At 58.8% G+C, this 25,259-nt stretch carries 28 protein-coding genes; 10 read left to right on the forward strand and 18 right to left on the reverse strand.

What is annotated here, in order from left to right:
- The first annotated feature begins 71 nt into the window (after window positions 1-71).
- Window positions 72-1,091, forward strand: a complete 1,020-nt coding sequence (gene mtnA, locus F451_RS0116620) for an S-methyl-5-thioribose-1-phosphate isomerase (RefSeq protein ID WP_020682522.1) — start codon at window positions 72-74, stop codon at window positions 1,089-1,091.
- A gap of 345 nt (window positions 1,092-1,436) precedes the next feature.
- The gene (locus F451_RS25815; RefSeq protein ID WP_020682523.1) at window positions 1,437-1,685 is read left to right on the forward strand and encodes an EF-hand domain-containing protein; all 249 of its coding nucleotides are present in this window, start codon (window positions 1,437-1,439) and stop codon (window positions 1,683-1,685) included.
- 343 nt (window positions 1,686-2,028) lie between these two features.
- On the opposite strand, the gene F451_RS0116630 is transcribed toward F451_RS25815, so the two are convergent.
- The 12 genes from F451_RS0116630 to F451_RS26820 form a co-directional block, all read right to left on the reverse strand.
- Window positions 2,029-2,430, reverse strand: a complete 402-nt coding sequence (locus tag F451_RS0116630) for a hypothetical protein (RefSeq protein ID WP_020682524.1) — start codon at window positions 2,428-2,430, stop codon at window positions 2,029-2,031.
- A gap of 121 nt (window positions 2,431-2,551) precedes the next feature.
- Complete coding sequence (gene ggt / locus F451_RS0116635) at window positions 2,552-4,318, reverse strand: gamma-glutamyltransferase (RefSeq protein ID WP_020682525.1); 1,767 nt, start codon at window positions 4,316-4,318, stop codon at window positions 2,552-2,554.
- A gap of 254 nt (window positions 4,319-4,572) precedes the next feature.
- Entirely contained in the window at window positions 4,573-5,115 is a 543-nt protein-coding gene (locus F451_RS0116640; RefSeq protein ID WP_020682526.1) for a 1,2-dihydroxy-3-keto-5-methylthiopentene dioxygenase, read from the reverse strand.
- A gap of 20 nt (window positions 5,116-5,135) precedes the next feature.
- A complete protein-coding gene (gene mtnC / locus F451_RS0116645) occupies window positions 5,136-5,813 on the reverse strand; it encodes an acireductone synthase (protein ID WP_020682527.1) in 678 nt (225 codons plus the stop codon).
- Window positions 5,810-6,445 carry a methylthioribulose 1-phosphate dehydratase gene (locus tag F451_RS0116650; protein ID WP_020682528.1) on the reverse strand — a complete coding sequence of 212 codons (636 nt, stop codon included), beginning with the start codon at window positions 6,443-6,445 and terminating at the stop codon, window positions 5,810-5,812. Before F451_RS0116650 ends, mtnC begins: the two co-directional genes overlap by 4 nt.
- Window positions 6,446-6,847: 402 nt before the next feature.
- A complete protein-coding gene (locus F451_RS0116655) occupies window positions 6,848-7,639 on the reverse strand; it encodes an amidohydrolase (protein WP_020682529.1) in 792 nt (263 codons plus the stop codon).
- Window positions 7,636-8,784 carry a pyridoxal phosphate-dependent aminotransferase gene (locus F451_RS0116660; RefSeq protein ID WP_020682530.1) on the reverse strand — a complete coding sequence of 383 codons (1,149 nt, stop codon included), beginning with the start codon at window positions 8,782-8,784 and terminating at the stop codon, window positions 7,636-7,638. The genes F451_RS0116655 and F451_RS0116660 overlap by 4 nt, the downstream gene beginning before the upstream one ends.
- Before the next feature lie 89 nt (window positions 8,785-8,873).
- Window positions 8,874-9,803, reverse strand: coding sequence for a nucleoside recognition domain-containing protein (locus F451_RS0116665; RefSeq protein ID WP_020682531.1), 930 nt, complete (start codon window positions 9,801-9,803; stop codon window positions 8,874-8,876).
- Window positions 9,804-9,853: 50 nt separating this feature from the next.
- Window positions 9,854-10,390 carry a DUF3299 domain-containing protein gene (locus tag F451_RS0116670; RefSeq protein WP_020682532.1) on the reverse strand — a complete coding sequence of 179 codons (537 nt, stop codon included), beginning with the start codon at window positions 10,388-10,390 and terminating at the stop codon, window positions 9,854-9,856.
- Window positions 10,391-10,400: 10 nt separating this feature from the next.
- Entirely contained in the window at window positions 10,401-11,660 is a 1,260-nt protein-coding gene (locus F451_RS0116675; RefSeq protein WP_020682533.1) for an ABC transporter permease, read from the reverse strand.
- The gene (locus F451_RS0116680; RefSeq protein ID WP_020682534.1) at window positions 11,660-12,367 is read right to left on the reverse strand and encodes an ABC transporter ATP-binding protein; all 708 of its coding nucleotides are present in this window, start codon (window positions 12,365-12,367) and stop codon (window positions 11,660-11,662) included. The genes F451_RS0116675 and F451_RS0116680 overlap by 1 nt, the downstream gene beginning before the upstream one ends.
- A complete protein-coding gene (locus tag F451_RS26820) occupies window positions 12,367-13,002 on the reverse strand; it encodes a DUF2796 domain-containing protein (protein WP_156826527.1) in 636 nt (211 codons plus the stop codon). The genes F451_RS0116680 and F451_RS26820 overlap by 1 nt, the downstream gene beginning before the upstream one ends.
- A gap of 238 nt (window positions 13,003-13,240) precedes the next feature.
- Here F451_RS26820 and F451_RS0116690 point away from each other — a divergent pair, with 238 nt between their 5' ends.
- Both F451_RS0116690 and F451_RS26825 read left to right on the forward strand, forming a co-directional pair.
- Window positions 13,241-14,674, forward strand: a complete 1,434-nt coding sequence (locus tag F451_RS0116690; protein ID WP_020682536.1) for a YcjX family protein — start codon at window positions 13,241-13,243, stop codon at window positions 14,672-14,674.
- Window positions 14,671-15,780 (forward strand): YcjF family protein, encoded by a 1,110-nt coding sequence (locus tag F451_RS26825; protein WP_169434525.1) that lies wholly within the window; start codon window positions 14,671-14,673, stop codon window positions 15,778-15,780. The genes F451_RS0116690 and F451_RS26825 overlap by 4 nt, the downstream gene beginning before the upstream one ends.
- A 52-nt stretch (window positions 15,781-15,832) precedes the next feature.
- Here the strand turns inward: F451_RS26825 and F451_RS0116700 are convergent, their stop codons facing one another.
- Window positions 15,833-16,090 carry a GIY-YIG nuclease family protein gene (locus F451_RS0116700; RefSeq protein ID WP_026291833.1) on the reverse strand — a complete coding sequence of 86 codons (258 nt, stop codon included), beginning with the start codon at window positions 16,088-16,090 and terminating at the stop codon, window positions 15,833-15,835.
- 130 nt (window positions 16,091-16,220) lie between these two features.
- Between F451_RS0116700 and F451_RS25830 the strand changes: the two genes are divergently transcribed.
- Together F451_RS25830 and F451_RS0116710 are read left to right on the forward strand one after the other, a co-directional pair.
- The gene (locus F451_RS25830) at window positions 16,221-16,970 is read left to right on the forward strand and encodes a tRNA1(Val) (adenine(37)-N6)-methyltransferase (protein ID WP_020682539.1); all 750 of its coding nucleotides are present in this window, start codon (window positions 16,221-16,223) and stop codon (window positions 16,968-16,970) included.
- A gap of 155 nt (window positions 16,971-17,125) precedes the next feature.
- The gene (locus F451_RS0116710) at window positions 17,126-17,614 is read left to right on the forward strand and encodes an Lrp/AsnC family transcriptional regulator (RefSeq protein WP_040880029.1); all 489 of its coding nucleotides are present in this window, start codon (window positions 17,126-17,128) and stop codon (window positions 17,612-17,614) included.
- 38 nt (window positions 17,615-17,652) lie between these two features.
- Here F451_RS0116710 and F451_RS0116715 read toward each other — a convergent pair whose 3' ends face one another.
- A complete protein-coding gene (locus F451_RS0116715) occupies window positions 17,653-18,042 on the reverse strand; it encodes a DUF3461 family protein (protein ID WP_020682541.1) in 390 nt (129 codons plus the stop codon).
- A gap of 355 nt (window positions 18,043-18,397) precedes the next feature.
- Between F451_RS0116715 and F451_RS0116720 the strand changes: the two genes are divergently transcribed.
- Entirely contained in the window at window positions 18,398-18,802 is a 405-nt protein-coding gene (locus F451_RS0116720; RefSeq protein ID WP_020682542.1) for a hypothetical protein, read from the forward strand.
- Window positions 18,803-18,819: 17 nt separating this feature from the next.
- Here F451_RS0116720 and F451_RS0116725 read toward each other — a convergent pair whose 3' ends face one another.
- On the reverse strand, window positions 18,820-19,380 hold the full coding sequence (locus F451_RS0116725; protein ID WP_020682543.1) for a DUF1285 domain-containing protein: 561 nt from the start codon (window positions 19,378-19,380) through the stop codon (window positions 18,820-18,822).
- A gap of 171 nt (window positions 19,381-19,551) precedes the next feature.
- Between F451_RS0116725 and F451_RS0116730 the strand changes: the two genes are divergently transcribed.
- Window positions 19,552-20,505, forward strand: coding sequence for a methylenetetrahydrofolate reductase (locus F451_RS0116730; protein WP_020682544.1), 954 nt, complete (start codon window positions 19,552-19,554; stop codon window positions 20,503-20,505).
- 4 nt (window positions 20,506-20,509) lie between these two features.
- Here the strand turns inward: F451_RS0116730 and F451_RS0116735 are convergent, their stop codons facing one another.
- The 3 genes from F451_RS0116735 to F451_RS0116745 form a co-directional block, all read right to left on the reverse strand.
- Window positions 20,510-21,289: a retropepsin-like aspartic protease gene (locus tag F451_RS0116735; protein WP_083928460.1), complete on the reverse strand. Its 780-nt coding sequence runs from the start codon at window positions 21,287-21,289 to the stop codon at window positions 20,510-20,512.
- A 167-nt stretch (window positions 21,290-21,456) separates the two neighbouring features.
- On the reverse strand, window positions 21,457-21,831 hold the full coding sequence (locus F451_RS0116740; protein WP_020682546.1) for a translation initiation factor Sui1: 375 nt from the start codon (window positions 21,829-21,831) through the stop codon (window positions 21,457-21,459).
- A 12-nt stretch (window positions 21,832-21,843) separates the two neighbouring features.
- Window positions 21,844-23,166, reverse strand: coding sequence for a deoxyguanosinetriphosphate triphosphohydrolase (locus F451_RS0116745; RefSeq protein WP_026291835.1), 1,323 nt, complete (start codon window positions 23,164-23,166; stop codon window positions 21,844-21,846).
- Window positions 23,167-23,599: 433 nt separating this feature from the next.
- Here F451_RS0116745 and bufB point away from each other — a divergent pair, with 433 nt between their 5' ends.
- Complete coding sequence (gene bufB, locus F451_RS0116750) at window positions 23,600-24,448, forward strand: MNIO family bufferin maturase (protein ID WP_020682548.1); 849 nt, start codon at window positions 23,600-23,602, stop codon at window positions 24,446-24,448.
- Window positions 24,448-25,218, forward strand: coding sequence for an HvfC/BufC family peptide modification chaperone (locus F451_RS0116755; protein WP_020682549.1), 771 nt, complete (start codon window positions 24,448-24,450; stop codon window positions 25,216-25,218). Before bufB ends, F451_RS0116755 begins: the two co-directional genes overlap by 1 nt.
- Window positions 25,219-25,259 lie beyond the last annotated feature (41 nt).

Here is a 25,259-nt window from a genome sequence, read left to right on the forward strand (position 1 = left end):
TTTCATCTATTTTCATCGCAGCCACTTTGCTATCGTATCGCCTTCTTCAACACAGCCAGTTGTGACACGCCATGAAAGACCTTGTCTCCACCAGCCTGAAATACCAGCACGGCCAGCTTCTGGTGCTGGACCAGCACCAGCTGCCCGACCAGGAGTGCTGGCTGGAATGCACGTCAGTCGAAGCCATGGTGGACATGATCCGCAAGTTGCAGATCCGCGGCGCCCCGTTGATCGGCATTGGCGCCAGCCTGCTGCTGGCGCTGCTGGCAGAACAGGGCAGCACGACGGCAGCCCTGGAACAGGCCGCGGCAACACTGCGCGATGCGCGCCCGACGGCGGTGAACCTGATGAACTGCATGGACCGAATGCTTGCCACTTTGCACCAGCAAGGGCCGGCAGGACTCAGCGACTGTGCCGAACGCATCTTCGATGAAGATATCCAACTGTGTCTGAATATGGCACGCAATGGCGCGGCACTGATCGAGCAAGGCGCCCGCATCCTGACCCATTGCAATACGGGCAGCCTGGCCACGGCCGGCGTCGGTACCGCCATCGGCGTGATCGCACAGGCGCACCGCCAAGGCAAGGGCATTCATGTGTACGTGGATGAAACAAGGCCGCTGCTGCAGGGCGGCCGGCTGACCTGCTGGGAAATGCGCCGACTGGAGGTTCCCTACACCCTGATATGCGACAGTATGGCTGCCATGCTCATGGCACAGGGCAAGATCGACTGCATCCTGGTCGGCTCGGACCGTATCGCGGCCAACGGCGACTTCGCCAACAAGGTCGGCACATATTCACTGGCGGTCAATGCCCATTACCACCAGGTTCCGTTCTATGTCGTGGCCCCCTACACCACAGTGGACCCACAATGTCCCGATGGCAGCCGAATACCCATTGAGCAGCGTGCAGCAGCGGAAGTTCAGGGCGTCAGTGGCAGCTTTGGCAATGTGCGCTGGAGCCCAGAGGATGCACCGGTGTACAACCCCGCCTTCGATGTGACGCCGGCCAAGCTTGTGACCGGCTGGATTCTGGATACCGCGGTACTGACACCCGAACAGGTACAGGCCGGAGCCCTCAGCCAACTCTAGGAGGCTGTCGTTTTAATCAGAACCTGGCTCGAGCCGATCGCGAGTCAGGTTCTTGAATGGCGCCTAAATATAAGCGCGTACCGTACCGGTACCCCGGGGCTGTAGCTTTGCGTCGCCGCAAAGATACAGCCTAACCTGTTGAAATAAATAAACATTTAAAAACCAATACAGGGACTGTCAGCAAAAGGAAACAACCCGCACCACCGCGCCCGAGTGAGAAGCCGGAATGTTCCCGCATCCCTGCCACAAATAAAAAATAAGCCACTGTTTTAAAAGGTTTTATCTTTTGTGGCACGCATATCGCTTACATCATGCCGAGACTTGTCAAAAGGAAAGGAGATGTCCATGCGAACCATGACCATGACCCTCGGCGCCGCGCTTATCGCCGTTTCCGCCACGCTGCACGCAGACCCGGTAGCAGACCCGGTAGAGGAACTGTTTAACGAACTGGATGCGGACAACGATGGCAAGCTCAGCTGGCAGGAATCAAGCTCCTATGCGAACCTGAAGAACTATTTCACTTCTCTGGATGCGAATCAGGACGGCTATCTGACACCGTTCGAATTCGGCGTGTCACCGCGGGCACACAGCTAAGCCCGGCAGACTGCTGGTGTACTGTTGCACTCTTGGTGATGCTTTGGAACGCGCTCATTTTTTTGCCAGCCAAGGCGTGAGGCGGAGTCATAGCGGTACTATGGCGACAACGAACAACACTGGATGGCGGAAAAAGGAGCCGTTATAAGCTTCATATAGCGTACAACAGTGCACTAGGAGGCTGTCCGAGAATGCTGGCCGTAGCGAGAGCCGGCTGATTTGAGTTGGTTTTTGCGGTGTTTTAAGGCGAATAGTGGTTCTATTTAACGAAAAACAGCACAAAAAACAGCCAAACTCAGATGGTTCGCAGTAGGTTGCGTGTTCTCGGACAGCCTCCTAGAGCTCAGAAGTCGATGGAATCCACCCAGCGCTGCTCGTCAGGATCCAGGTAGAGCTGCTCGTGCAGTTGCATGGCCCAGTCTTCGCGGCCGATAAACGTATCCAGCATGGCAATGGCCAAAACGCGCGCGGCCGGTATCGGGCTCCACACGGCGGTGGTAAGGCAGCGCCAGTGATGCGGGTCTCGTCTTTTGGGGTGGAGTATCTGACGCTTGCAGCTTTCGCAGATCATGACGCAGTGTTCGAAATCCGCTTCAGCCGCCACGGGGGGGACTTCGAACACATTGAGGCTGCCCCCATGACTGTCACACAGCTCGCAATGGGCACCGCAGCGACGCACCAGATCCTTGCCGAACATCGACAGGCCATGATGTCGTTCGCGATACCGCTCCTGCATGCGGGCCATGACTGCACTACCCTTGCTTGAAATGTCTGCCTCTATCATAGTCCAGCCAGAAACGAGCTGCCTCCCCCGCGACAATAAAACTCCGTCAGACCGGGACCTCGGCAGCCCGTGCTGCTACGCGCTAAAAGCCCTTGGCAGACGAGGTGCTGCGCCTTGGATCGGCACCGCCGTAAAAAGTGCCATCCTCGGCAACCATGATGCTCTGGATGGCGCCCATGGCGGCCTTTTGTGACACTGTATGCCCCATCCCCTCAAGCAACTTGACGGTATCCGGGCTGATGCCTTCCTCCACTCGAATTTCATCGGGCAGCCACTGATGATGAATGCGCGGCGCATTCACGGCTGCCTGAATGTTGAGGTGATGATCAATCACGTTCATCAGTACCTGCAAGGTGGTGGTAATGATGCGTGAACCACCGGGGCTGCCGGTCACCAGGAAGTTCTTGCCATCCTTTTGCACAATGGTGGGTGACATGGAGCTCAGCATGCGCTTGCCGGGTTCAATCTTGTTCGCCTCTCCGCCGATCAGGCCATAGGCGTTGGGCACGCCGGGTTTCGCGCTGAAGTCGTCCATCTCGTTATTGAGCAGAAAACCGGCCCCGTCAACCACGATATGCGAGCCGTAACTGAAGTTGATGGTATAAGTGTTCGACACCGCATTGCCAAACTTGTCGACCACCGAGAAATGTGTGGTCTCGTTACTCTCATAGGGCACCGGGTTGCCAGGCTTGAGGCTGGCACTGACAGTGGCCTTGGCTGGATCAATAGTAGCGCGCAGCTCTGCGGCATATTCCTTGGACGTAAGCCCGGCCACCGGCACCTTGACGAAATCCGTGTCACCCAGATATTCAGAACGGTCTGCATAGGCACGCTTCATGGCTTCAGCCATCAGGTGAATGGTCTGGGCCGAGTTGTGCCCGCTTTCCTCGATGGGATAGCCTTCCAGCATATTCAGAATCTGTACCACATGGGTTCCGCCGGAGCTGGGCGGGCTCATGGAGTAAACGTCATAGCCGCGGTAGTTGCCGTGCACCGGCTTGCGAATGGCCGGGGCGTAGTTTTTCAAGTCCTCGAGACTGATCAGCCCACCGCCGCGCTGCATCTGCGCCACAATCAGGTCCGCGGTTTCGCCCTCATAAAATCCCTTTACGCCCTGCTCCGCGATGCGCTTGAGCGTGGCCGCAAGGTCCTTCTGTACAAACAGTTCACCCGCCTCATAGAAACTGCCATCGGGCTTGAAAAACACCTTGGCGCTGGATTCAAACTGGCCCAGCTTTTCGGCACTTGCCTTTATACCGTCACTGAATCGCGACGGTATAACAAAGCCTTCGTCCGCCAGCCGGATCGCCGGCGCAAGCGCATCCGCCAATGACAGGGTGCCGTATTTTTCCAGCGCCAGCGCAAGGCCCGCCACGGTTCCAGGCACCCCGGCCGCCTTGTGAGAATAGCGGCTGATGTCGCTGTCCACGTTGCCGTCCTTATCCAGGAACATGTCCCGCGTGGCGCCAGCAGGTGCCTTTTCACGGTAATCGATCGCCACCACCTCGTTGGCAGTCTCCGAGGAGACCAGCATAAAGCCACCGCCGCCGATATTGCCCGAGCGCGGCTGCGTGACCGCCAGCGCAAACGCCGCGGTGACTGCGGCATCGATGGCGTTACCACCCTTTTCGAGCACCTTGAGAGCTTCGTCGGTCGCCAGGTAATGGCTTGTCACCACCATGCCGTTGCGGGCATCGACCGGCACACTGCGATCGCCCTCCAGAATAGGCTGGGCCTGAACGCCTGCCAGCGGCGAAAGACATAAGGAAACACCGAGCAGCAACGAAGCGACGCCGGCACGGCTTGAGATAACGGGAAATGACAGTGTTAATCTGAAGGGAAACTGCATCTTCACATCCTTGATTGGCCATTGTTCTATCAGGTCCGCATCCGCGGACAGCTAACAGTGTAGGCACAATCACAGGGAAATGGCCGCAATGGCGACGAGAAAGAACGCGCCAACCAGGATAGGGCACCACTCAGTGCCGGAACCCAGGCAGGTGAAAAGAGCGGACCCGAATGATTCGGGCCGCACCATCGGCAGCGCAATCGAAAGAACTAAAAGTACGGAGGGCCCGGAGTCAGGCCCGTTGCACGCCCGTCTCATTCAAACAGCGGAAATTCCCGGGCAATGGCAGATCCGGTAAAGTTGGCCACCCAGCCGGCCGGGTCGTTGAACAGGCGAATGGCAGAAAAGCGCGGCGCCGGGCCCATATCAAACCAGTGCGTCGTATTCGCGGGCACCGAAATCAGATCATCCTTGCAGCACAATACCTGATACACCTTGCCGCCCACGTGCAGATAAAACATGCCCTCACCGGCCACGAAAAAGCGTACTTCGTCCTCGGAGTGGGTATGCTCGGCGAGAAATTTCTGCCGGAACTCATCCTTTTGCGGGTGATCCGGCGACATGTTGACCACATCCACGGTGACATAACCGCCGCTGCGCTTGAGACGGTCGATGTCCTGCGCATAGGCGGCAATAATCTCGTCACCGCTCATCTGCGCAGTAACCTCGGTTGCCGCCTGCCAGCGCTCAAAATTAACCCCGATGCCGGCCAGCACTTCGGTGATCCGGTCGCCCTCTTCGCTGTGCAGAAGCACCTGCTGCGGGTTGTCGTCTGCATAGACTGTAATGGCACTCATGGTGTTCTCCTTACCGCTGTTTACAGAGAAATGTCATCAAAGCAGGTCACCTGCCTATGCCCAGGCGTCGCCGCCTGCTCGCCACGGGCGACCAGGCAGGTATTGAGGCCGGCCGCACGCGCGGCATCCAGTTCCTGCTCGATATCAGACAGGAACAGCACCTCATCGGCGCTGCAGCCAATGCTTTCGACAATGGCGCTATAGGACCGCGCTTCACGCTTGGGTCCTGTGGTGGTATCGAAATAACCGCTGAACAACGGCCTTAGATCACCGTATTCGCTGTATCCGAAAATCAGCTGCTGGGCCTTGACCGACCCCGATGAGAATACATAGAGCGCAATCCCCTGTTTGTGCCACTGCTGCAACAAACGGTGCGCATCCTCGTACAGATGACCTTTAAAATCGCCCTGCTGATAGCCCTGTACCCAGATCAGCCCCTGCAGCGACTTGAGCGGCGTAATTTTCAGGTCCTGCTCGATCCAGTGACGAAATGCGCCGATCAGGGTTTCGAGGTCCGCATGCGGATCTTTCAGCTCCATGCGCGCCTGCTCCAGAAGGGTCTGCACCGCACTTTCACCGGCATGGGCACGCAGGTAATCGCCCAGGTGATCATAGGCGTAGGGGAACAGCACTCGATGCACGAATTCTATATCCGTGGTGGTACCTTCGATGTCCGTCAGTATCGCCTTGATGGTCATGACCGGGCTCCCTCGACTGCCGGCTTGACGCCCAGGCGCCTGAGCTCCAGCTGACAGGCGAAAAGGAACTCCAGCCCTTCGAGATGGCGCCGGGCTTCCGGCATGTCACGTCCCCAGGCGTAGAGCCCATGGCCGCGTACCAGCAGCCCCCAGGACAGCGCCCCCTGCTGCCAGCGTTGCGCGACGTCCTGAGCCAGCGCCTGCATGTCCTGAGTGTTGTCAAAAATGGCAATGCGAATGGCGGCATCATGGGTCTGGTTGCCACTCAGGGACTTCTGCATTTCAAGCTGCTCAATCTGCAGCCAGTCGCCAGGCGTGGTCAGCGACAGCACGGTGGCGTTCACTGAATGCGTGTGCAACACGGCACCCATCTGGTCATCAAGCTGATATAGCCGGGTATGCAACAGGGTTTCCGCCGAAGGCTTGAGATCAGAATCAAGCACATGCCCCGCCAGGTCGACCTGCAGCAAATCAGTGTCTTGCAGATGCCCCTTATGCCGTCCGGAGGCGGTAATCAGCACTTCCTGCGCACCTGTGCGCCGCGAAAAATTGCCGCCGGTCGCCGGGCACCAGCCCTGTGCGTCGATCCAGCGACCGGCATCAATAATACTCTGAGTGTGGCTCTTGCTCATTGCTGACCCGTTGTTAAAAATTGGACATGGCGAGATAAGGCGCATCTGCGCAAGGCATGCAGCATCCCGCCTGACAGGCCCGCTAGTGTAAGGGATTTGAACGATGGAACGAAGCCTGAATAAAACACCGTGGCGTAACTACCCGAGGCGCCATGGCGTGACCCAATGAGGAAAGGGGCAGCCTCTCGGCATGCCCCTTCGAGCCGGAACAATGCCGGCAAAAGGCCCATAATGGGCAAAGGTATTCGGCTAGACTGGCGCGCCGGAGAACTGGACTGGCAACAATCCGGCCCGCGCAACGGCCATAAACTTGAACTCAGTATAGCGCCACCGGCACAGTTGCTCGTGAAACCTTTTCAAGCAGCTGTTTAAATGACCTAACCCACCTCAGCCCAAGGCCGCCTACAGACCGGTAAGCTCAAACGCGTCGGCATCCTGCCAGGCCGGAAAGGCCTCACGAAAGTGCTGCAGCGCAGACGCGCTCAGTGTCGATGTTTGTACAAAGGGCACACCGGCGGGCTGATCCAGCATCGCCTGCCCCTTGAAATCCACCAGCATCGAATCACCACTGTAATCAAATCCTTTGCCGTCCTGGCCAACCCGGTTAACACCGGCCACATAGCAGAGGTTTTCAATGGCGCGGGCCTGCAGCAAGACCCGCCAGGGGTGCCGCCGCGTCGCCGGCCAGTTGGCCACACAAATCAGCAGGTCATAGTCACTGCGATTGCGCAGAAACACCGGAAAGCGCAAGTCGTAACAGACGGTGGGCAGAATCCGCCAGCCACGGTAGTCGAACACCGCCCTGCAGCTACCGGCTTCATAGTGCTGGTGCTCATTGGCCATGCGGAACAGGTGCCGCTTGTCGTAATGCTGCACGGTGCTGTCCGGTGTCACAAACAACAGTCGATTCACAAAACCATGGGGCGCTTTCGTCACCAGGCTTGCGCACAGCGCCGCCCCCAGCAGCGCAGCCTGTTGGCGCATCCAGTCCAGTGTCGGCCCCTGCTCGGGCTCCGCCAGTCCTTCCGGCGCCATGGTAAAGCCGGTGGTAAACATCTCCGGCAGCACCACCAGGTCGGTTGTGCCGGCCAAAGGCGCCAGCAACCGCTCAAACATTTGCCGGTTGGCTGCCGGATCCTGCCAGTGCAGTTCAGTTTGAACCAGGCTGATACGCAGGTCCTGTACGGTGTTCATATTTTGCATAGCCGCGCCGCCGCCTCCCGCAGAGTTTCTTCACCCTTGGCGAAACAGAACCGCACCAGCTTGCGCTGCAGCGGCTGCTGACAGAATACCGATACCGGTATCGTCGCCACGCCCGCTTCACGGGTCAGCCATTTGGCAAATTCGGTATCGCGCAGATCGCTGATCGCACTGTAGTCGGCCAGCTGAAAGTAGGTGCCCGGAGCCGCCGTCAACGCGAACCGGCTTGGCACCATCAGATCGCGGAACAGATCGCGCTTGGCCTGATAGAACGCCGGCAGCTCCAGATAGTGCTCTGGCGCGGCGTTGATAAAATCCGCCAGGCCGAGCTGTGCCGGCGTCATCGTGCTGAATGTGAGGTATTGGTGCACCTTGCGAAACTCGGCACTGAGGGGCGCGGGCGCGATGCAGTACCCGATCTTCCAGCCGGTGGCATGGTAGGTTTTGCCGAATGACGACACCACGAAACTGCGCCGCGCCAGCTCCGCGTGACACAACAGGCTCTGGTGCGCGCCCCCATCGAATACGATGTGTTCATACACTTCGTCGCCAATCAGCAGGATATCGGTATCACGCACCAGCGCAGCGAGGCGCTGCAGGTCGTCCGCGCTCAGCACGCTGCCGGTGGGGTTGTGCGGCGTGTTGATCACAATCATGCGGGTGCGCGGACTGATCGCATCCGCCAGGCGGTTCCAGTCAATGCTGAAATCCTGCTCATCAAGCGCCAGGTGCACAGCCCTGCCGCCATTGAGTTCAATGGCCGGCTCATAGCTGTCGTAGCAGGGATCAAACAGGATGACTTCATCATCGCGCCGCACCACCGCGCTGATGGCGGCAAACAGGGCTTCGGTGGCACCGGAGGTCACCGTCACCTCGGTATCCATGCAGGGCTTGTGACCATACAGCCGCTCACACTTCAGTGCGATAGCCTCGCGCAATGCCGGCACGCCGGTCATGGGTGCATACTGGTTGGCGCCACTGTTTATATAGTGCGCCACCCGCTCGCGCAGCCCGGCAGGCGCATCAAAATCGGGAAAGCCCTGGGACAGGTTGATGGCCCCTGTGGCATTCGCCAGCTGGGACATTTCGGTAAAGATGGTGGTTCCGACCTTGGGCAGCTTGGTCTCGGGATACCGCATGGTTCAGGCTCTTGTGACAATGGAAATTGCAGCAAAGTGTACCCCAGCCGTCCCAACAGCGACCAGCTCAGCACACGAGACACCCAACATCAGAATATCAGCAGGTGCAAAATGCCCCGCAGGAACATTCCAGCCAGCGCACCCCAAACGGCCGCCCGCGCTACGCGCCCGACACGCTTGCCCGCCGCCGCCATGATTGCCACACCGGCCAGGTCCAGCGGATTGGTGACAAACCCCGCCATACGGTTTAGATCGGCGGAGCTGATCAGCCCCTGATTCATCAGGTCCAGCACCACCCCCATAAAGGCCGTGCCGCCGGCAATGAACTTCGTCACGATGGGCAGGACTGCCGCTTCCGGCAACCCCAGCAACGTCAGCAACGGCGCCAGCGCCGCACTGATCAGCGTAATGGCACCACTGGCCTCCAGCGTATTTACAAAGCACAGCGCCAGAATCAGGATGGGCAAAGAGGCCAGGGCTATTTTCATGCCCTCCTGCCCACCTTCTGACAGAATTTCCATGGTGCCACGCCGCTCGCCCGGCACAGTCACCGGCACTTCCACCGCAGCCCCGGTTTCCGAGCCCCGCGCCAGCACATAGTAGGTAATACTGGCTGCAAACAGACCGCCAACGACCGAGGTCGCCATGATCACCGGCAGATTCAACCCGACCGCCAGCATGGGAAACACCACATTGGCCTGGGACATGGTCAGCACCATGGCCAGGGTCGCGGCGATATGACGCGCCGATGTACCGTTTCGGTCCATCAGCGCCAGGGTCGCAACGGGTGCTGAAAAACTCACCAGCAGCAGCTTTACCATGGCAAAGATCCCCAGCCCCGGCAGGCCGAAGATGCGCAGCACCGGCGCCAGCGCATTGGCGACCCAGGCCAGCACGCCGCGGGCTTCGAGCAGCTTCATCAGCGCCAGCATCACCACCATAATGGGCAGCAGAACATAAAGCGCAAGCTCGATGCCGGTGCGGCCGGCTTGCAGAATCACGCTGATAATGGATTCCATCGTTCGTCCCTGATCAATAGCGATGACAATTCTTTACACGGTACAGGGGGCTATTCGGTATAGGGCTCTATGCGGTAGGCCTCTATGCTGTAACCGGAGGCTGCCACTTCATGACTGAAGCTTTCAACCTTCAAGGTGCCGGTAATCCAGACCGCATCAAACAGGCCTTCCAGTTTGGTCCCGGGCTCGAAGCGCGTCAGGATGATCTGGTTGGAGGGCGGTGGCGGCGTATGAATACAGGCACCGAAGTAAGGCACCAGAAAAAACTCGGTAACCTTCTGCCCCTCCCCATCCAGCGGAACCACAAAGCCTGGAATACGCACCATCTTGCCGTCCAGTTCAGGCACCACGGGTGCCGACTGCAGTGCCTGCATCATCTCATCGAGCTTCTGCTGCGCCCGCGGATCGAAATCTTCCAGGTCGCCGAAATCCTGATTACCGTACACCTGCTCAAAGCTGAAATCGGGCGGCATCAACGCATCCCACTCCAGCGCCTCGACTGTCTGGCCATTAACGGAATCCAGCGCCCAAAGCGACGGACTCAGGCTCAGCAGCAACGCCAACAGAACCGAAACAAAACTTTTCATAGCGAGCCTTTCAGATGCGAATACAGATACCATCGGCAAGCGAATAACGATATGCACGCCAGCCCGGAATAAGGCCTGTGAGTATACCGGCTCCCTGTACCAGCGCGAGAAAAATCCATTGCCGCGTGCTCGGCAACGCCACTTCAAGCCCGAGCCCCACCCACTGCTCAAACAGCGGCTGACCAAGCACAATAGCGATATACAGCAACGCCATACCCAGCGCGGAACCCAGCAAGGTCAGCAGAGCGGCTTCAAAAGTCAGCAGCGCCAGTAGCTGCCAGGGACGCGCGCCCAGGGAGCGCAGAATCGCGATCTCGCGCCTGCGCGCATTCAGACCACTGAGCAATACGGTCAGCAGACCGGCCAGCCCACTGAACACAACCGCCGCGGACACCACCAGCAGCGCCTGTTCGGCCACCCTCATCAGGCTCCAGAGTTCGGCCAGCGCCACCCCTGGCAAGATCGCCTGCAGTGGCTCCTTGCGGTAGTTGTTGATCGCCCGCTGCAGCGCAAAAGTCGACCGTCTGGACTTCAGACCCACCATAAAGGCCGTCAGCTGAGTCGGCGTCAGGTCCTGCTGGCGGGCATCCTCGGCGGACACCACCTGCCCCGGCAGCTGCACGCCGGCCTGGAAGTCCAGGTGAATGGCCTGTATTGCCTCGGGACTGACCATCAGCGTGCGGTCTACCGGTGTACCGGTGGGCGCCAGAATGCCGACAATGCGAAACGGCTTGTCATCATGACGTGAAAAACTGGTGCTGCCCATGCCATGGGCCACCACAACCTGCTGACCGATCTGATAGTTGAGCTCCCGCGCCACCTGAGCCCCGATTACCACGTCGAACAGGTCGTCAAACGGCTGGCCGGCACTGAAGGCGAGCGCGCGTGCACGGGCGTAGCGGTAGTGACGGAAGAAATCAGCACTGGTGCCAAGCACACGAAAACCGCGGTGCGAATCACCCAGCAGCAGCGGTATGGTCCACTCGACCTGCGGATGCGCGGCAATCGCGCGGTAGCTGTCCCAGCCGACATTGTTGCTGGCATGGCCAATGTGAAACACCGAATACAGCAGCAACTGCGTCTGTCCGGTACGCGCCCCCACGATCAGGTCGGTACCGGACACTGTATTGGCAAAGCTGGTACGGGCCTCGGTACGCACCTGCTCAACGCCGAGCAGCAGCATGACGCTGATAGCGATGGTCAGTACGGTCAGGGTTGCGCTGCCGGCGCGATTCTTAAGGCTTTTAACCGCCAGGGACCACATCGCCATCAGAGCACCTCCAGCACCAGCGTGCGATCAAAGTGTGACGCCAGGGCCGCATCATGGCTAACAAACAGCAGCGTCGTACCCTGCAAGGCACACTCCTGCAACAGCAGTTCGATGAACGCATCACGGCTCTGGGCATCCAGCGCCGATGTCGGCTCGTCGGCGATAATGATTTCCGGCCCGCCCATCAGGGCCCGCGCCGCCGCCACACGCTGCTGCTGCCCAACCGACAGCTGCGATACGCTGCGCCGCCACAGCTCGGGGTCTGGCAGTTCAAGGCGCTCCAGCAGGCGTATCGCTTCGGCATCGAGCGACGGGGCCCGCGCCAGCACACGCTGCCTGCGCTGCGCTGAAAAATGGCACGGCAACAGCACGTTTTCCAGCACCGACAGATAAGGCAACAAGTTGAACAACTGGAAAATAACCCCCAGATGGTCGGCGCGAAACCGGTCGCGGGCCGCACCGCCAAGCGCCTGCAGGGGCGTACCGAGCAGCCGGACCTGCCCGCGGGTCGGCAGCACTATGCCACCGATCAGGTTCAGCAGCGTACTCTTGCCACTGCCCGAGCGCCCCTGTACGAACAGCCTTTCGCCACGGGCCACCACTAACTCGGCTATATCGAGTACATCCTCGCCCGGGCGCCAGGCAAAGCCAAGGCCGTCTATTTCTATTGCAGGCTCAATCGCAGGTTGAATCTTGGATGATGACACTAGCGCAGTCCGATCTCGGTATGGTGGGAATCCAGTGTCAGCGCCCGCTGAACGTGCGGCGTGATCAGACGTACATCGAGGGTTTCAAAGCCGGGAAAGTGGGTAAAAAGTGTCACGCTGATGCTGTCCAGCTTTTCCGCCGCCGTGCAGTAATACTCGTAGCTGACGTCAACATCGGCATGGGACCTGACAGCCTCTGCGTCAGGCCTGTGATTTGTCTGCGCCTCATGCTCATGCTCGTGCTCGTGCTCGTGCTCGTGCTCGTGCTCGTGCTCGTGCTCAGCCACGATAGCCGGCCCCGCCACAGGCGCCAGCAGCGCCTGCTCCACCTCAACCGATTGCAGCGTACAACCGGCAACAGCGGCAATATCAATTATCTTATCGGGCTGCTGCAGCAGCCTGACCATCGCTTTAACCGCGCTCAGCTCAGCCTCGCTTCGCGCCCGATGTTCGAAGCCCAGCAGGTTGATGGCCGGCGAGCGCAGCTGCAATAGCAGCGAAGACCGATCCAGCACCAGGTCCAGCTGCGCCACCCCATGGGCATGACTGCCATACTGCTGCTCAAAACCCTGCGCACCCTGTGCAACGCTCGCCATTGTCGCCAGCCACACCGCCATCAGCGTCCATTTTTTCATGCCCAGTCCCAATTCTGCCACTGCCCATTTCTGCAACTGGGCGGCCTGCGCGGCCACCCGCCAATTACAAGTCCGATACTAAAAATGTCACCAAGAACGATATGTTACGATATAACAAAACGACATGCCATCCGTAGCGCACCGTTACCCCACTGCTGTACCAATAGCGCCCCCGGTGGCAGTATTAGGTTCCAGCGACACAGACCCCGTCCACACAGCCCAGGAAACCGCTATCACCATGCCCAATGCCTTTATTCGCCGCACACGCATGCAGGGCGATCAGCTGACCCGCAACGCCGGCATTCAGCTGGACCGGCTGCGTGACCGGCGCCTGTGCATTGGAATTACCGGCCTTAGCCGCAGCGGCAAGTCCACTTTTATCACCAGCCTGATCAACCAGCTGCTGCAACACAAAAAGGCCAGCCTGCCAGGATTTTCGCCGGTTCTGAGTGGCCAGCTGATCGATGTACGCCTGCACCCGCTGGAAACGCCCGGCCTCGCAACCTTTGCGTACCAGCAGGCCTGGGACCGGCTCTGCAGCCAACCACCGGCCTGGCCAGAACCGACCCGCGATATCAGCGGCTGCCTGCTGGAGCTGCGCCTGAAACGCAAGCCCGGGCGCCTGAACCCCTTCGCCCGGGATCATTTTTCCCTGTGGCTCGAAATACGCGACTATCCCGGTGAATGGCTGCTGGATCTGCCATTGCGCGAACTGAGCTTTCGCGAATGGAGTCTGGAATGCGCGCACCTCTATGCACAAGCCCCCCGCGCCGAACTGGCACCGGACTTTCTCGCCCAGCTGTCGCAACTGAACCCACTGTCCGAGGCGAACCCCGCACAACTTGAACAGCTGCAGGCGGACTTTTGCGCCTTTCTGACCCGTTGCAAGGATCAGGGACTGAGCCAGCTCCAGCCGGGGCGTTTTCTGCTGCCTGGGCGCAACGACGACCCCGCGCTTCTGGCATTCGTGCCACTGCCAAACCTGGCAGGCATTACGGAGGAGCAACTGCACAGTGCCAGCGAAAACAGCTGGTATTGCGTTCTGCAAACATGCTACCTGCGCTATATCAAAGAACTGGTGGAACCCTTTTTTAGGAATTTTTTCAGCCGTATCGACCGCCAGGTGGTGCTCGTCGACGTGGTGCAGGCGCTCAACGGCGGGCCCGCGCATATCGACGATATGCGCGCCGCCCTGACCCGTATCACCGACAGTTTTCATTACGGCCACCAAAGCCGTCTGCTGCAGCTGTTTCGCCCCCGCATCGACCGAGTGCTGTACGCTGCAACCAAGATCGACCAGGTCATTTCCGATGATCACGAAGCGGTACGCAGCTTTCTTGCAAGCCTGGTCAGCGATGCTTATCGCCACGCCGAATATGAGGGCATCGCCCCGGCCTGCGAGGCGACATCAGCGGTCCGCTGCTCGCGTGAAGTCGACGCCGATGGCGATCGCGCCATTTCCGGCCTGGATGCCCAAGGTCAGCCCATTGGCTATGTTCACCCCCGCTTTCCAGCCCGCCTGCCAGAGCCTGATCACTGGCAACAGCTGATGGACTGGAAAATTCCCGCGCTGCAGCCACCCACCGGCTTGTCAGCGCGTAACGGCGACGCCATTCCCCATATCCGTCTCGATACGGTGCTTAACCTGTTATTGGGAGACAAATGCCTGTGAGCCAGAATCCGGACAACACTGAAGAACGCTCTGCCCGGGTGTTTGAACCCGAGCCAGCACCCGAGGCGCCCGAGGCGCCGCCCAGACGCGCCCGGCAGTTTATACCCGATGCCGAGGCTCAGCTGAACGCTGTCCCCCCCCCCATCACCGCGACCGAGCCGCGTGACGGCGCGCCTGATTTTTCACAACTGAAACTTGAACGTATTCCGGTACGCGGCTTGCGTGCCCTGGGACTTGGCCTGCTGGCGCTGGTACTGGTGATTGCCGGTGCCGAGCTGGTACAGCTCTTCAGTGCCGCCCGCGAGACACACTGGCTTGTCGCTGCGGCCCTGGGCACCCTGATAGGTGGCGTAGGACTGCTCGCGGTGCGCTCTCTGGCTTCGTTTCTGGGGGCGCGCAAGAGCCTGGATCAACTCATTGGTCTGCGTCATCTGGCCGATCGAATGTCGGGACGCCGCACGACTGCGCGGCGCAAAACACTCCTGCAGACCATACAGAAATTCTACAGAGCCAAACCGCAGGCTGCCGTGCTGGACAAGGCGCTGGAAACACTGCCTGACTACAGCGATGACGCGGAAACGCTGCAACACCTCGACCAGCACTTTGTCATGCAACTCGACCGGACGGCCATGCAGATTGTCTCCCGCTATAGCGCCCAAACCGGCGCCGCGGTCGCAATCAGCCCCTGGGCCGCGATGGACATGCTGCTGGCGCTGTGGCGCAGCATCAGCATGATCGACGCCATTGCCCAGGTCTATGGCGTGGCGCCCTCCTACCCGACCCGGCTCAAACTGCTGCGCCAGGTACTGCAACAGCTGACCTTTGTCGGCGCAAGCGAAGTAACCATCGATCAATTGTCCGAAGATCTGGGTGGCGCCGCCCTGGCCGGTGTGGTCAGTGCGCGGGCGGGTCAGGGACTCGGCGCGGGGATACTGTCCGCCCGGCTGGGCCTGGCCGCCATGCGGGCACTGCGGCCACTGCCGTTCGGCGAAGGCCGGCAGCCCGGCATCCGCGCCCTGCTGCGCCCGCTGATCGACAGACTCAAGCAGCGTTTTTCCGGCACGACCCGCGCTCCAAAGACGCGACAGAACGACGAACCGGCGTGATCCAGCCAGGCTGCACACCTGCGCTGGAGACGTGCGTGGATCGCCAGGTTGTTCAACCGGCGATCAGTGCAAGCTTGCGTTTGCGCGGCATGCGCTTGATCTGCCACTCACGTCGCTGCGCCTCGGCGCGCCCGTCAAGCTGCTCGTGCCAGAGCAGCGACACCGGGCGACGTGCGCGGGTATAGCGCGCGCCAAGGCGGTTGTCACTGTTGTGCTCCTGCAGGCGCCGTTGCGGATCGGTGGTCACACCGGTGTATAGGCTGCCATCGGCACAGGCCAGGATGTAAACAAACCAGCGCGACTCGCTCAAGACGCTATCCCCTTGATTGGTAACGGCCATTGTTGTCAAATCGGCGGCAGTATTCAAGCACGGCGCCTGCCCAGGCGGGCACGAATACATTATGATGCACGCTATCCAACGAAACCCGTACAGGACACCCATGGCCCGCCGTCGCAATAGCTATTTCCAGTGCCGCGAGTTTCGTATCGAGCAGGCCCATTGTGCGATGAAAGTGACCACCGATGCCAGCCTGCTGGGCGCCTGGGCACCGGTGGAGCAGGCACGCCGAGTGCTGGATATCGGCACCGGCACGGGACTGCTGGCCCTGTTCGCGGCGCAGCGCTGCCAGGCGCAGATCGATGCAGTAGAGCTGGATCCTGCTGCTGCAGCAGAGGCACGGGGCAACTTCGATGCCTCGCCCTGGGCTGAGCGCTTCACGCTGATAGAAGGCGATATCCGTAGCTTGCCCACAACCAGGAACTACGATGCCATCCTGTGCAACCCTCCGTTTTTCAGCGACTCAACCCCCAGCCGCTGCGAGCGTCTGGCCCAGGCACGGCACAATGATGCCCTGCCCCTGAATCACCTGGTGCAGGCGATCGAAGGGCTGCTCAGCGCCGACGGCCGCGCCTGGCTGTTGCTGCCGCTGCCGGAGTGCGAGCAAATGATCCAGGCATTGCCCGCCACCCTGCACGCACGGCACAAGCTGTGGGTCAGTTCCTGCCGCGGGGATAGTGCACACCGCATCATACTGCAGCTCGAAAAGCAGCCCGGCCCCTGTAGCGACGCATATCTGACCCTCTATACAGAGCACCCGCTGCACAGCCCCGAGGCGGCCCGACTTTTCGAGCCCTATTACACCCACCTTCGGCGTGCAGACGCAGTCCCCGAGAGTTACAGAAAAGACTAACAAAAGACTAACTTTTATTTAATTCGTGCATTAAATTGAAGAAGCCTGCACAATTTCACCGCAGCTGCGACTAAACACCGAGGCTCAGTCACTGTCGCCGAGCATCCGCCCGGGCCCTCATAAACGCGCTGGCAGCACAGAGTTGTGGAGACCCCATGTCATTGCACAGGCTTGATCGCACAGACCGAAGAATTCTGGAATTGCTGCAGCAGGACGCGCGACTTTCGGTGGCTGACATCGCAGAGCGGGTCGGCCTGTCGGCAACCCCCTGCAGCCGGCGTATAAAACGCCTTGAAGACAGCGGTTACGTTGCACGCCAGGTCGTTATCCTGGATCCGGCCAAAATTGGCCTGCCCATGACCGTACTGGTGCACATATCACTGGAAGCCCAGACGCAGGAGAAGCTGAGAAACTTTGAAGCCACCATCAGCGAATTGCCCGAAGTCATGGAGTGCTACCTGATTACCGGCAGCACTGCAGACTATGTCCTCAAGGTGGTGGTCCCCGACCTGGACCACTATCAGCAGTTATTGTTGAACCAGCTCACAGCCATTGCGGGTGTAAGATCGATCATTTCAAACTTCGTGCTACGCCAGCCGGTTGACCGCACGGCCTATTCGCTCGACCATCTTGCCCACCCCTGAAGTCGCAACCTCTGCTCCATCATGTGCCGGGCGCTGTATCAGAGCTCGTCGATTTGACGCTTCAGGTCCTCGATCTTGCGCGACACAACCTTTTCCAGGTGATCCAGCTCTTCGAGCAGCAGTTCCTTGCGATTCAGCGTCGATTTTTCCTGGGCAACCAGTTGATCCAGCTCGGCAACAGCGCGCAAAAAATAGGGCGAAGATTCGGTTATAGCGCGGTACGGTACTCGACCTGCGTCGACCTTTACATTCTTGTGCAGACGCTGAATCTTGAATTTTTTGCTCTTGGCAAACCATTCGCCGTGATGACGGCGAAAGTAGATTTTCAGGATGTCCACGTCGCCTTCAATGCGGGTGCTGTATTGCTCTATATCATGAACGTTTTCAATACCCATGGCTGTCAGCGTATCAAAATTATTCTCGCTCATACCGTCTGTGGCCCCTTCCCGAGTCGCTTAAAAAGTGACTTCAGTATAACGCCTTTAATGCGCGTGATCCGCGTGCGCGCAGCGTTTTAGCCACCGCTTTTCACTTCAGGCAGCAGTGCCGATATCGACTATACTTTGCTCAGCCACGCGGGGATATTTCATTTCATTGCGCAACAGAATATTCAGTCCATTTTCCCGCTTGCTCTGAGCCCCTCACCCCGGGCACCGACTGACTTTTCCAGCTGCTATCTCTTGCACAGGATACCGATACAAAACACGACCGGGGCCGTGCGCGGTCCCCACATCACATCGCCGGGCAATCCCGGCTTACACAATTCGTTCACAGGGCCTCGTCATGGACTGCAAAATTTCCGGACTTACCGCCGCAACCATTCTGCGTACACTGGATTCATATCCGGGCGCTGAATGGGTGACAATTCCCTACCACTCTCCCTTTGAGGGCGCAACAACCGGCCTTCCCCTGATTTCCGATCGCATGGCCGAACGTATTCGCTTTGACCTGCCTTTTGCCGCCAGCACACTCGAGATACGCGTTCTGGCGGCTCTGTGCGGTGGCAAGCTGTTTCATGACGACCTGGTCATGCTGCTCGGGGGAGACGAGGAAGACACCGAAGAAGCCATTGAATCGCTGCATCAGCGCGGCCTCATTGCACGGTGCGAAATCCACCATGTTTGCCACTGGTTACTGACCATGCCTGAATTCAGGCAGCAGCTGCAGCAGCTGCTGGATCGAGCTTGATGCAAAGACTCAATACCTCACAGCCTGCCAAGGGAAAAACGCTCACCACGACTGTAGACTACGAGTTCTTCGCCCCCGTCGGCGGCGGGTTCTGGCACCGCTATATCGACCAACTGATAAAAAAGGGTGCGCCCGATGCGTCCCCACATTCCAAAGCGAACCTCAAGCTGCGGCGCAGGTTCTTCGCTGCCCGCGCCCTGAAGCACACGCAACGGGTGGTCGGGACCGGCCACGACATGATCGCCGGTTTTGCTGGTGAAGTGCAGCTCCGGCCCGGCATCCGTCTGGACCTGTTCGAGATTCACAAGCTGAAACGGCAAGTCATCCACCTGAATACCCACCTTTTCGACCGGCGTTTTCAGGTAATAGCGGCCGTCCTCTAACCAGAGTACGCGGGAAAACAGCCGCACCATGGGTGCCCGGCCAATCGGTGTGCCCATGTAATACCAGGTGCCGTCACGCCCAATACGCATGTCGATATCGCCACAGAACGCGGGATTCCACTGTTCCAGCGGCCCAATACCCTCTCCATGCTGCTGCAGCGATCGATGGGCTTCGTTAAGATCAAATCCAGTCATAGTCGGGGGTCTCCGCGGTTTTTAGGAGCTAAAAACAAGCCAGATGGAGCTGCGGATTAAAATCCTTCAACTTCAGTGTAAAACATTTCACCTTATAACCTAATTACATGAAATTCACTCACTGTTAGACTTGTCCGCACTTAACTGACAGAACATACGGCCCAACGCGCTATGAGCATATCGTTACAACAGAAATTCTCCGATCCCAGCCGAGGCGTCTATTTCGTCGGCACCACGCCACCAAGAGACAACACGGAGCCTGAGAAAGTAATCGATATCGCCGACAAGCTGCTGGCCCGTCTGCGCCAGATCGATTATGACGGCCTGATCATTTACGACATTCAAGATGAAAGCAGCCGCATTAGCAAACCGCGCCCGTTTCCCTACATGCGGACACTGGATCCGCGCGAATATTCACAACTGCTGCGCAAACATTCCAGCCACGCTGTGATTACCTACAAGAGTGTCGCTCAGCGCGATCGTGCCGACTTCGAACACTGGCTGGAAGAGTCCCGCACAAGGTACGACGTGCAGAACCTGGTGCTGGTCGGCAGCCCCTCGTCCGACGGCGATATCCAGCTGACTCTGCCCAACGCCTATAAGGCGCTACAAGAACACCCACTGGACTTTCACCTGGGCGGCGTCACTATCGCTGAACGCCACGCCAGCAAGGGCAATGAACACCTGCGCCTGCTGACCAAGACTGAACAGGGTTGCCAGTTTTTCATTACCCAGGCCGTTTACAATGCCCAGGCCACCATCGACCTGCTCAGCAGTTATGCGCGCGAATGCCACAACCGTGGTGTGGCCCCGCAGCGCATTATCCTGACATTTACACCCTGTGGCAGTGCCAAGACGCTTGAATTCATGGAATGGCTGGGCATTTCGGTGCCCGATGCGACCCGTTGGCGTATTCTGGATTCCGCCCACCCGCTGGCTGAGTCGATTCGAGTATGTCGCAGTAACCTGGACCTGATCCTGGATTCGGTGGCCAACCTGGGTATTCCGCTGGGGTTGAACATCGAAAGCCTGACCAATCGCAAGGACGAGATTGACGCTTCGATCCGTTTGTTCAAGTTGCTTAAGGCTACGCTGGATCTGAAACTGGCCGAACAGCAGCTCTGAGTGATTACTTCTCCGACGCTGGCGCCGCCGAATTGCCGGCGGTTTCAGCGTCGAGACTGAGCAGCAGCGTCTGCAGCTCCTCATAACGGTCAGGCTCCCACAGGATCAGCTGGCGCTTGTAATCGATGCGATAACGCACGTTCATCAGGAAATCCATGCCCAGCAGACCATCCGCGCCCACGGCAGGGCCCTGATGTTCAATCACCATGGCTCGCACATTGGTGGGTCGATAAGGCCCGATTTCAATGCGGTCAAAGCTCACCAGTTCGGTATTTATGCTGCCTCCACCGGCCACCCGTGCCCGACCACCGGGTTGCGCGGCATAGTTCAACGCCGCCAGCGCATCCTTGTGGAACACCGTATTGGTTGCGCCCGTATCCAGCACCATCTCGGTTTTGGCCTTGCGCCCGCCATAGACCACCGTCACCGGCACGAGCACCCGGTTCCTGCCCACCTTGACCGGCGTTTCACTCTCACGCAGCAGCTTTTCAAGCTTTCTGCGCTGGCTGGCAAGGTCCGCCGCTCGTTCGCGTTCGACCCGTGCAGCGGCCTGCTCTGCTGCATCCAACGGATCCGGTAATAGCGTCTCCTGACGTTTTTCCAACTGATCAGCAAACTGTGGCGGAACCTTGGCGAGGCTATCAACGAAGACCTGGCGCCCACGCTCGTCCACATATTTGAAGATTTCAGCCCGCACCGGCATCGACGGTAGTACCGTCAGCAGCAGAACAACGCTCAATAGCTGGCGTTGGCAGGCCCAATACCCCAGTCTGGGAACGCACATGCTACAGCCCTCCAGCCCCGGTTTCCGGGTGTTTAGCAAGCCGCTAAAACGACCTGCGTTGCTATCGCGGCGTTAAAAAATCGGCTCACAGGCCTTGGGGAACTTATGAATTAGTCCCAATGGGTCTCAGGACCTGCTGAGAACTGCGGGACTTGCTTACAGGTTGCTTAACCACCCGCCAGCTTGACCCGAAAGCCATCCTGCTCCAGCGCCAGCTTGAGGCGTTCGCGATGATCGCCCTGAATTTCGATGACGCCATCCTTGCAGGCACCGCCCGTACCACAGAGTTTTTTCAGCTTCTTGCCCAACTGTTTGAGTTCAGCTTCCGGCAGCGGTACGCCGGTCACCGTGGTAACCCCCTTGCCCTTGCGTCCCGACGTTTCCCGACGAATACGCACGATGCCATCCAGTGCCGCCAGCCTGTCTGCATCTTCCAGCTGGGCGCAAATACAGTCAGCGACCGGTTGGCGACAGCCCGGACAGCTGTCGCCATGTTCGGTTGAATACACCAGTCCGCTAAGCTGGTCGCGCAGTGAAGCCATGAACAGATCCTCTTATGGATTCAGACCGCCCACCTGACGGGCGAGATAAGTAGCATAATTGTCGGTCATACCGCCGATGAAATCGAGCGCTCGGCGATACGCCTCATAAAGTGGCAATTGGGGCGACGGAGCATGGATACCCATCAGGCTGATGATTTTCTCACTGCGATAGCCAAGCCCGCCTGGCCCCTTGAGATGCTGATCATGCACCGCACGGCAGAAAGCCTCGAGCAAAATGCCCAAACTGCTATAAGCCCCCACTTCCAGTTCAGTCTTGCGCGTGTCGGGGAAGACCCGTGATTTCGCCAGCTGTTTGGCCCGTGCCAGCCCCTCGCGCACACCGGCGTCACCGTCGGCCAGCAACTCGCCACGGTAGTCACCGGTCATAATCGCGGCATAATGACTCCTGAACGCCGACAGCGCCGATTCGATCATGTTTTCCATGGCCGTACCGCGCAGCGCGGATATCTTGCGTCGTGCCGAAGCCTGGGTCGCAAACAGCGTATCGTCGTAGTCCAGATCACCGCACAGCTGCAGCAGGATCGGCTTGACGTCATCAAAGCTGAGGATATTCAGCTCAATCGCATCCTCCAGATCAAGAATGGCATAGCAGATGTCGTCCGCCGCCTCCATAAGCCAGGTTAGCGGATGGCGACTCCACCAGTGATCCCCCAGGGGCGTCAGTCCCAGCGTCTGGCCCAGTTTGTCGAGGATATCGCGCTCGCTCTGAAAGCTGCCGAACTTGCCCTTTTCGCTGGCACGCTCCACGGTCCAGGGATACTTGAGCAGCGTTCCAAGCGTGGGGTAGGTCAACCGCAAGCCGCCGTCGAGCAGGTGATTCTCAATTCGGGTCACGACCCGAAAACCTTGCGCATTGCCCTCGAAGGTTTCCAGGTCGGCCCGCTCGCGGGTTGAAAGTGACTGGGTAAGCTCACGGCTGGCATGGCTTCTAAACCAGTCCCGAATGGCATATTCACCGGCATGGCCAAACGGCGGATTACCGATATCATGAGCCAGGCAAGCCGACTGCACGATGGTACCCAGGTCATGGGGACTGACCCAGGGGGGTAACTGATCGGCGATCAGCTCACCGACGCGAATGCCTAAGGTTCGGCCCAGACTGCCGACCTCAATGGAATGTGTCAGGCGGGTATGTATATGGTCGTTCAGCGCCAGTGGATGCACCTGTGTTTTACGACCCAGGCGACGAAAGGCACTGCAAAAGACAATACGGTCATTGTCCTTGTGAAAGTGACTGCGACCGATTTCCCGCGGGCTAACCTGTTCATGGCCATAACGCTGTGCCGTCAAAAGCCTTTCCCATTGCATTGTCATTCACACGGCTCCCGCTGCTCTATACTGAAAAGCTACATGATAAAAAGCCATGGTTAAAAGCGTCATGACAGAATCATCCTTGGTTCTAGTGTACTGCTTCGCCCTGACAGGTACTTAGAGCACCCTGTCGAACTGTCCTGGCCCGGCTTGGGCTAGCCAGGCCCCAAGCAGGCCGACATAACAGGGAGTATACAGCGATACCTTTTGCGTCGCCCGGATTGGCCATCTGCAGTGTTACACGGAACTTATTTCAAACGGGAGTTTCAAAAAGCTGAACCTGAGATAAACGCAAGCTGACCGAAAAGCCTGGCCACTATCGACCGGGTTTTAGTCGTACGCCCAAATTCGGCATTTGCAAGGAGGCATGGAGAAACCCGTATTTAGAGCCGCAGCTTCCCGATGGACGGCCCCACAGCGCAGGGACAACACTATTATGTGTGAGAAGATCCACTGGAGTCTTGCCGGCACTGGAGTAGGCCTTAAAAGTTGCCACGTTGATGACATCATCAACGCCGGCGACGGAATTCGCTGGGTCGAAATCCTGCTTGAGCAGCATTTATTTAATGGTGGTGCGGCACTCCACGACCTCGAACGCCTGCGTTGCAACTACCCTGTAACGCTGCACGGCACCGGCCTCGCTCTGGGCTCTTTCGCGCCACTGGACATGGACTACCTCGCCCGCTTGAAACAAATGGCCAACAACCTGGAAGTCAGCTGGCTGTCCGACCATGTCAGCTTCGGTTCGCTGGGCCAATTTTTCAGCCATGAGCTGCTGCCCCTGCCCTACACAGAGGAAGCGCTGGACCACATCACGGCGCGCATTAGTCAAGTACAGGATTATCTCGGCCGGCGCATTCTGCTTGAAAACCCGGCCTGTTACCTTGGCTTTAACCACTCAACGATCAGTGAAGGCGAGTTTCTTGCCGAAATGGCACAGCGAGCCGACTGCTACCTGCTGCTGGACCTGAACAACTGCTATGTCACCCAGTACAACCTGGGAATTGATGCACAGCACACCCTCGCGCAGCTGCCCGCCAGACGGGTGCGCGAGATTCACCTGGCAGGATTCGATGACCACGACACCTATCTGCTGGATGGCCACAACACCCCGGTTCACGAGCCCGTCTGGACCCTGTATGAACAGGCGCAACAACAGTTTACAGCGACACCAACACTGATCGAATGGGAACATGACATTCCGCCACTGTCCGTTATTCTGGGCGAAGTCAGCCGCGCCCAGCACATAATGCAGCAAGCCATAAAAACCCGAAGGCCCTACTAATGCACCTTGCTGACTTGCAGACAGCACTGAGGGCTGAATTGGATGGCCACCCCAATGCCGAATTGCGCCAGCTCATCACCAGCGCAAGCCTCGCACCAGAGCAATGCCTGCAGCTGTACCGGGATTTGCTGGCAAAGACCAGGACGCGCGCGCTGGCCCAGCTTTATCCTGTCACCGCGCAACTGCTTGGCCCCCAGCTGTTTCATGCCCTGAGTCAGCAGTATGGTCACCATCTTGTGGATACGGGTACCGTCGAGCCTTTCGGTACTGGCCTTGCATCGTTGCTGAAGCACTGCACAGACTCGCAAAGCACGCTGCAAAACCTGCAATTTTTGCCGGAACTCGCATCACTGGAATGGGCTCGGAACCTGGCGTGGACCGCCGAGGAGGATCCGCCGCAGGATTTCGACTCACTGATCTACGTACCTGAATCCGAACAGTACCGGTTACGACTGGTAGCCAGCCAGGCGCTACAACTGTTGCGCTGTCACTGGCCGGTGCTGGATATATGGAACAACTATCAGCACGACCACCCAGGCAAACTGCATCTACGATATCGGGCACACTGGCTATGCGTGTACCGTCACCTGGACAGCCCCCGGGCCGAGACGCTGAGCGACTCCCTGGGCCGCCTACTGAAGGGGATTCTGCAGGGGCATACGCTGTACCAGCTCAGCCGGGAAGTACCGGACCTGAACCAGCACCTCACCCTACTGATATCCCGTCGCTGGATCACCCACGTTGAACTGCCACCGGATTCATCCAGCTGAGTGCAAACACAACGCCCAGCGCAGGCATTCAAGACAGGCAA

The organism is Marinobacterium rhizophilum DSM 18822, from assembly GCF_000378045.1.
Lineage (GTDB): Bacteria > Pseudomonadota > Gammaproteobacteria > Pseudomonadales > Balneatricaceae > Marinobacterium_A > Marinobacterium_A rhizophilum.

Excerpts from the sequence above, each read along its gene's own strand:
- mtnA (WP_020682522.1), top strand. The coding sequence starts at position 72 with ATGAAAGACCTTGTCTCCACCAGCCTGAAATACCAGCACGGCCAGCTT.
- F451_RS25815 (WP_020682523.1), top strand. The coding sequence starts at position 1,437 with ATGCGAACCATGACCATGACCCTCGGCGCCGCGCTTATCGCCGTTTCC.
- F451_RS0116630 (WP_020682524.1), bottom strand. The coding sequence starts at position 2,430 with ATGGCCCGCATGCAGGAGCGGTATCGCGAACGACATCATGGCCTGTCG.
- ggt (WP_020682525.1), bottom strand. The coding sequence starts at position 4,318 with ATGCAGTTTCCCTTCAGATTAACACTGTCATTTCCCGTTATCTCAAGC.
- F451_RS0116640 (WP_020682526.1), bottom strand. The coding sequence starts at position 5,115 with ATGAGTGCCATTACAGTCTATGCAGACGACAACCCGCAGCAGGTGCTT.
- mtnC (WP_020682527.1), bottom strand. The coding sequence starts at position 5,813 with ATGACCATCAAGGCGATACTGACGGACATCGAAGGTACCACCACGGAT.
- F451_RS0116650 (WP_020682528.1), bottom strand. The coding sequence starts at position 6,445 with ATGAGCAAGAGCCACACTCAGAGTATTATTGATGCCGGTCGCTGGATC.
- F451_RS0116655 (WP_020682529.1), bottom strand. The coding sequence starts at position 7,639 with ATGAACACCGTACAGGACCTGCGTATCAGCCTGGTTCAAACTGAACTG.
- F451_RS0116660 (WP_020682530.1), bottom strand. The coding sequence starts at position 8,784 with ATGCGGTATCCCGAGACCAAGCTGCCCAAGGTCGGAACCACCATCTTT.
- F451_RS0116665 (WP_020682531.1), bottom strand. The coding sequence starts at position 9,803 with ATGGAATCCATTATCAGCGTGATTCTGCAAGCCGGCCGCACCGGCATC.
- F451_RS0116670 (WP_020682532.1), bottom strand. The coding sequence starts at position 10,390 with ATGAAAAGTTTTGTTTCGGTTCTGTTGGCGTTGCTGCTGAGCCTGAGT.
- F451_RS0116675 (WP_020682533.1), bottom strand. The coding sequence starts at position 11,660 with ATGGCGATGTGGTCCCTGGCGGTTAAAAGCCTTAAGAATCGCGCCGGC.
- F451_RS26820 (WP_156826527.1), bottom strand. The coding sequence starts at position 13,002 with ATGAAAAAATGGACGCTGATGGCGGTGTGGCTGGCGACAATGGCGAGC.
- F451_RS0116690 (WP_020682536.1), top strand. The coding sequence starts at position 13,241 with ATGCCCAATGCCTTTATTCGCCGCACACGCATGCAGGGCGATCAGCTG.
- F451_RS25830 (WP_020682539.1), top strand. The coding sequence starts at position 16,221 with ATGGCCCGCCGTCGCAATAGCTATTTCCAGTGCCGCGAGTTTCGTATC.
- F451_RS0116710 (WP_040880029.1), top strand. The coding sequence starts at position 17,126 with ATGTCATTGCACAGGCTTGATCGCACAGACCGAAGAATTCTGGAATTG.
- F451_RS0116715 (WP_020682541.1), bottom strand. The coding sequence starts at position 18,042 with ATGAGCGAGAATAATTTTGATACGCTGACAGCCATGGGTATTGAAAAC.
- F451_RS0116720 (WP_020682542.1), top strand. The coding sequence starts at position 18,398 with ATGGACTGCAAAATTTCCGGACTTACCGCCGCAACCATTCTGCGTACA.
- F451_RS0116725 (WP_020682543.1), bottom strand. The coding sequence starts at position 19,380 with ATGACTGGATTTGATCTTAACGAAGCCCATCGATCGCTGCAGCAGCAT.
- F451_RS0116730 (WP_020682544.1), top strand. The coding sequence starts at position 19,552 with ATGAGCATATCGTTACAACAGAAATTCTCCGATCCCAGCCGAGGCGTC.
- F451_RS0116735 (WP_083928460.1), bottom strand. The coding sequence starts at position 21,289 with ATGTGCGTTCCCAGACTGGGGTATTGGGCCTGCCAACGCCAGCTATTG.
- F451_RS0116740 (WP_020682546.1), bottom strand. The coding sequence starts at position 21,831 with ATGGCTTCACTGCGCGACCAGCTTAGCGGACTGGTGTATTCAACCGAA.
- F451_RS0116745 (WP_026291835.1), bottom strand. The coding sequence starts at position 23,166 with ATGACAATGCAATGGGAAAGGCTTTTGACGGCACAGCGTTATGGCCAT.
- bufB (WP_020682548.1), top strand. The coding sequence starts at position 23,600 with ATGTGTGAGAAGATCCACTGGAGTCTTGCCGGCACTGGAGTAGGCCTT.
- F451_RS0116755 (WP_020682549.1), top strand. The coding sequence starts at position 24,448 with ATGCACCTTGCTGACTTGCAGACAGCACTGAGGGCTGAATTGGATGGC.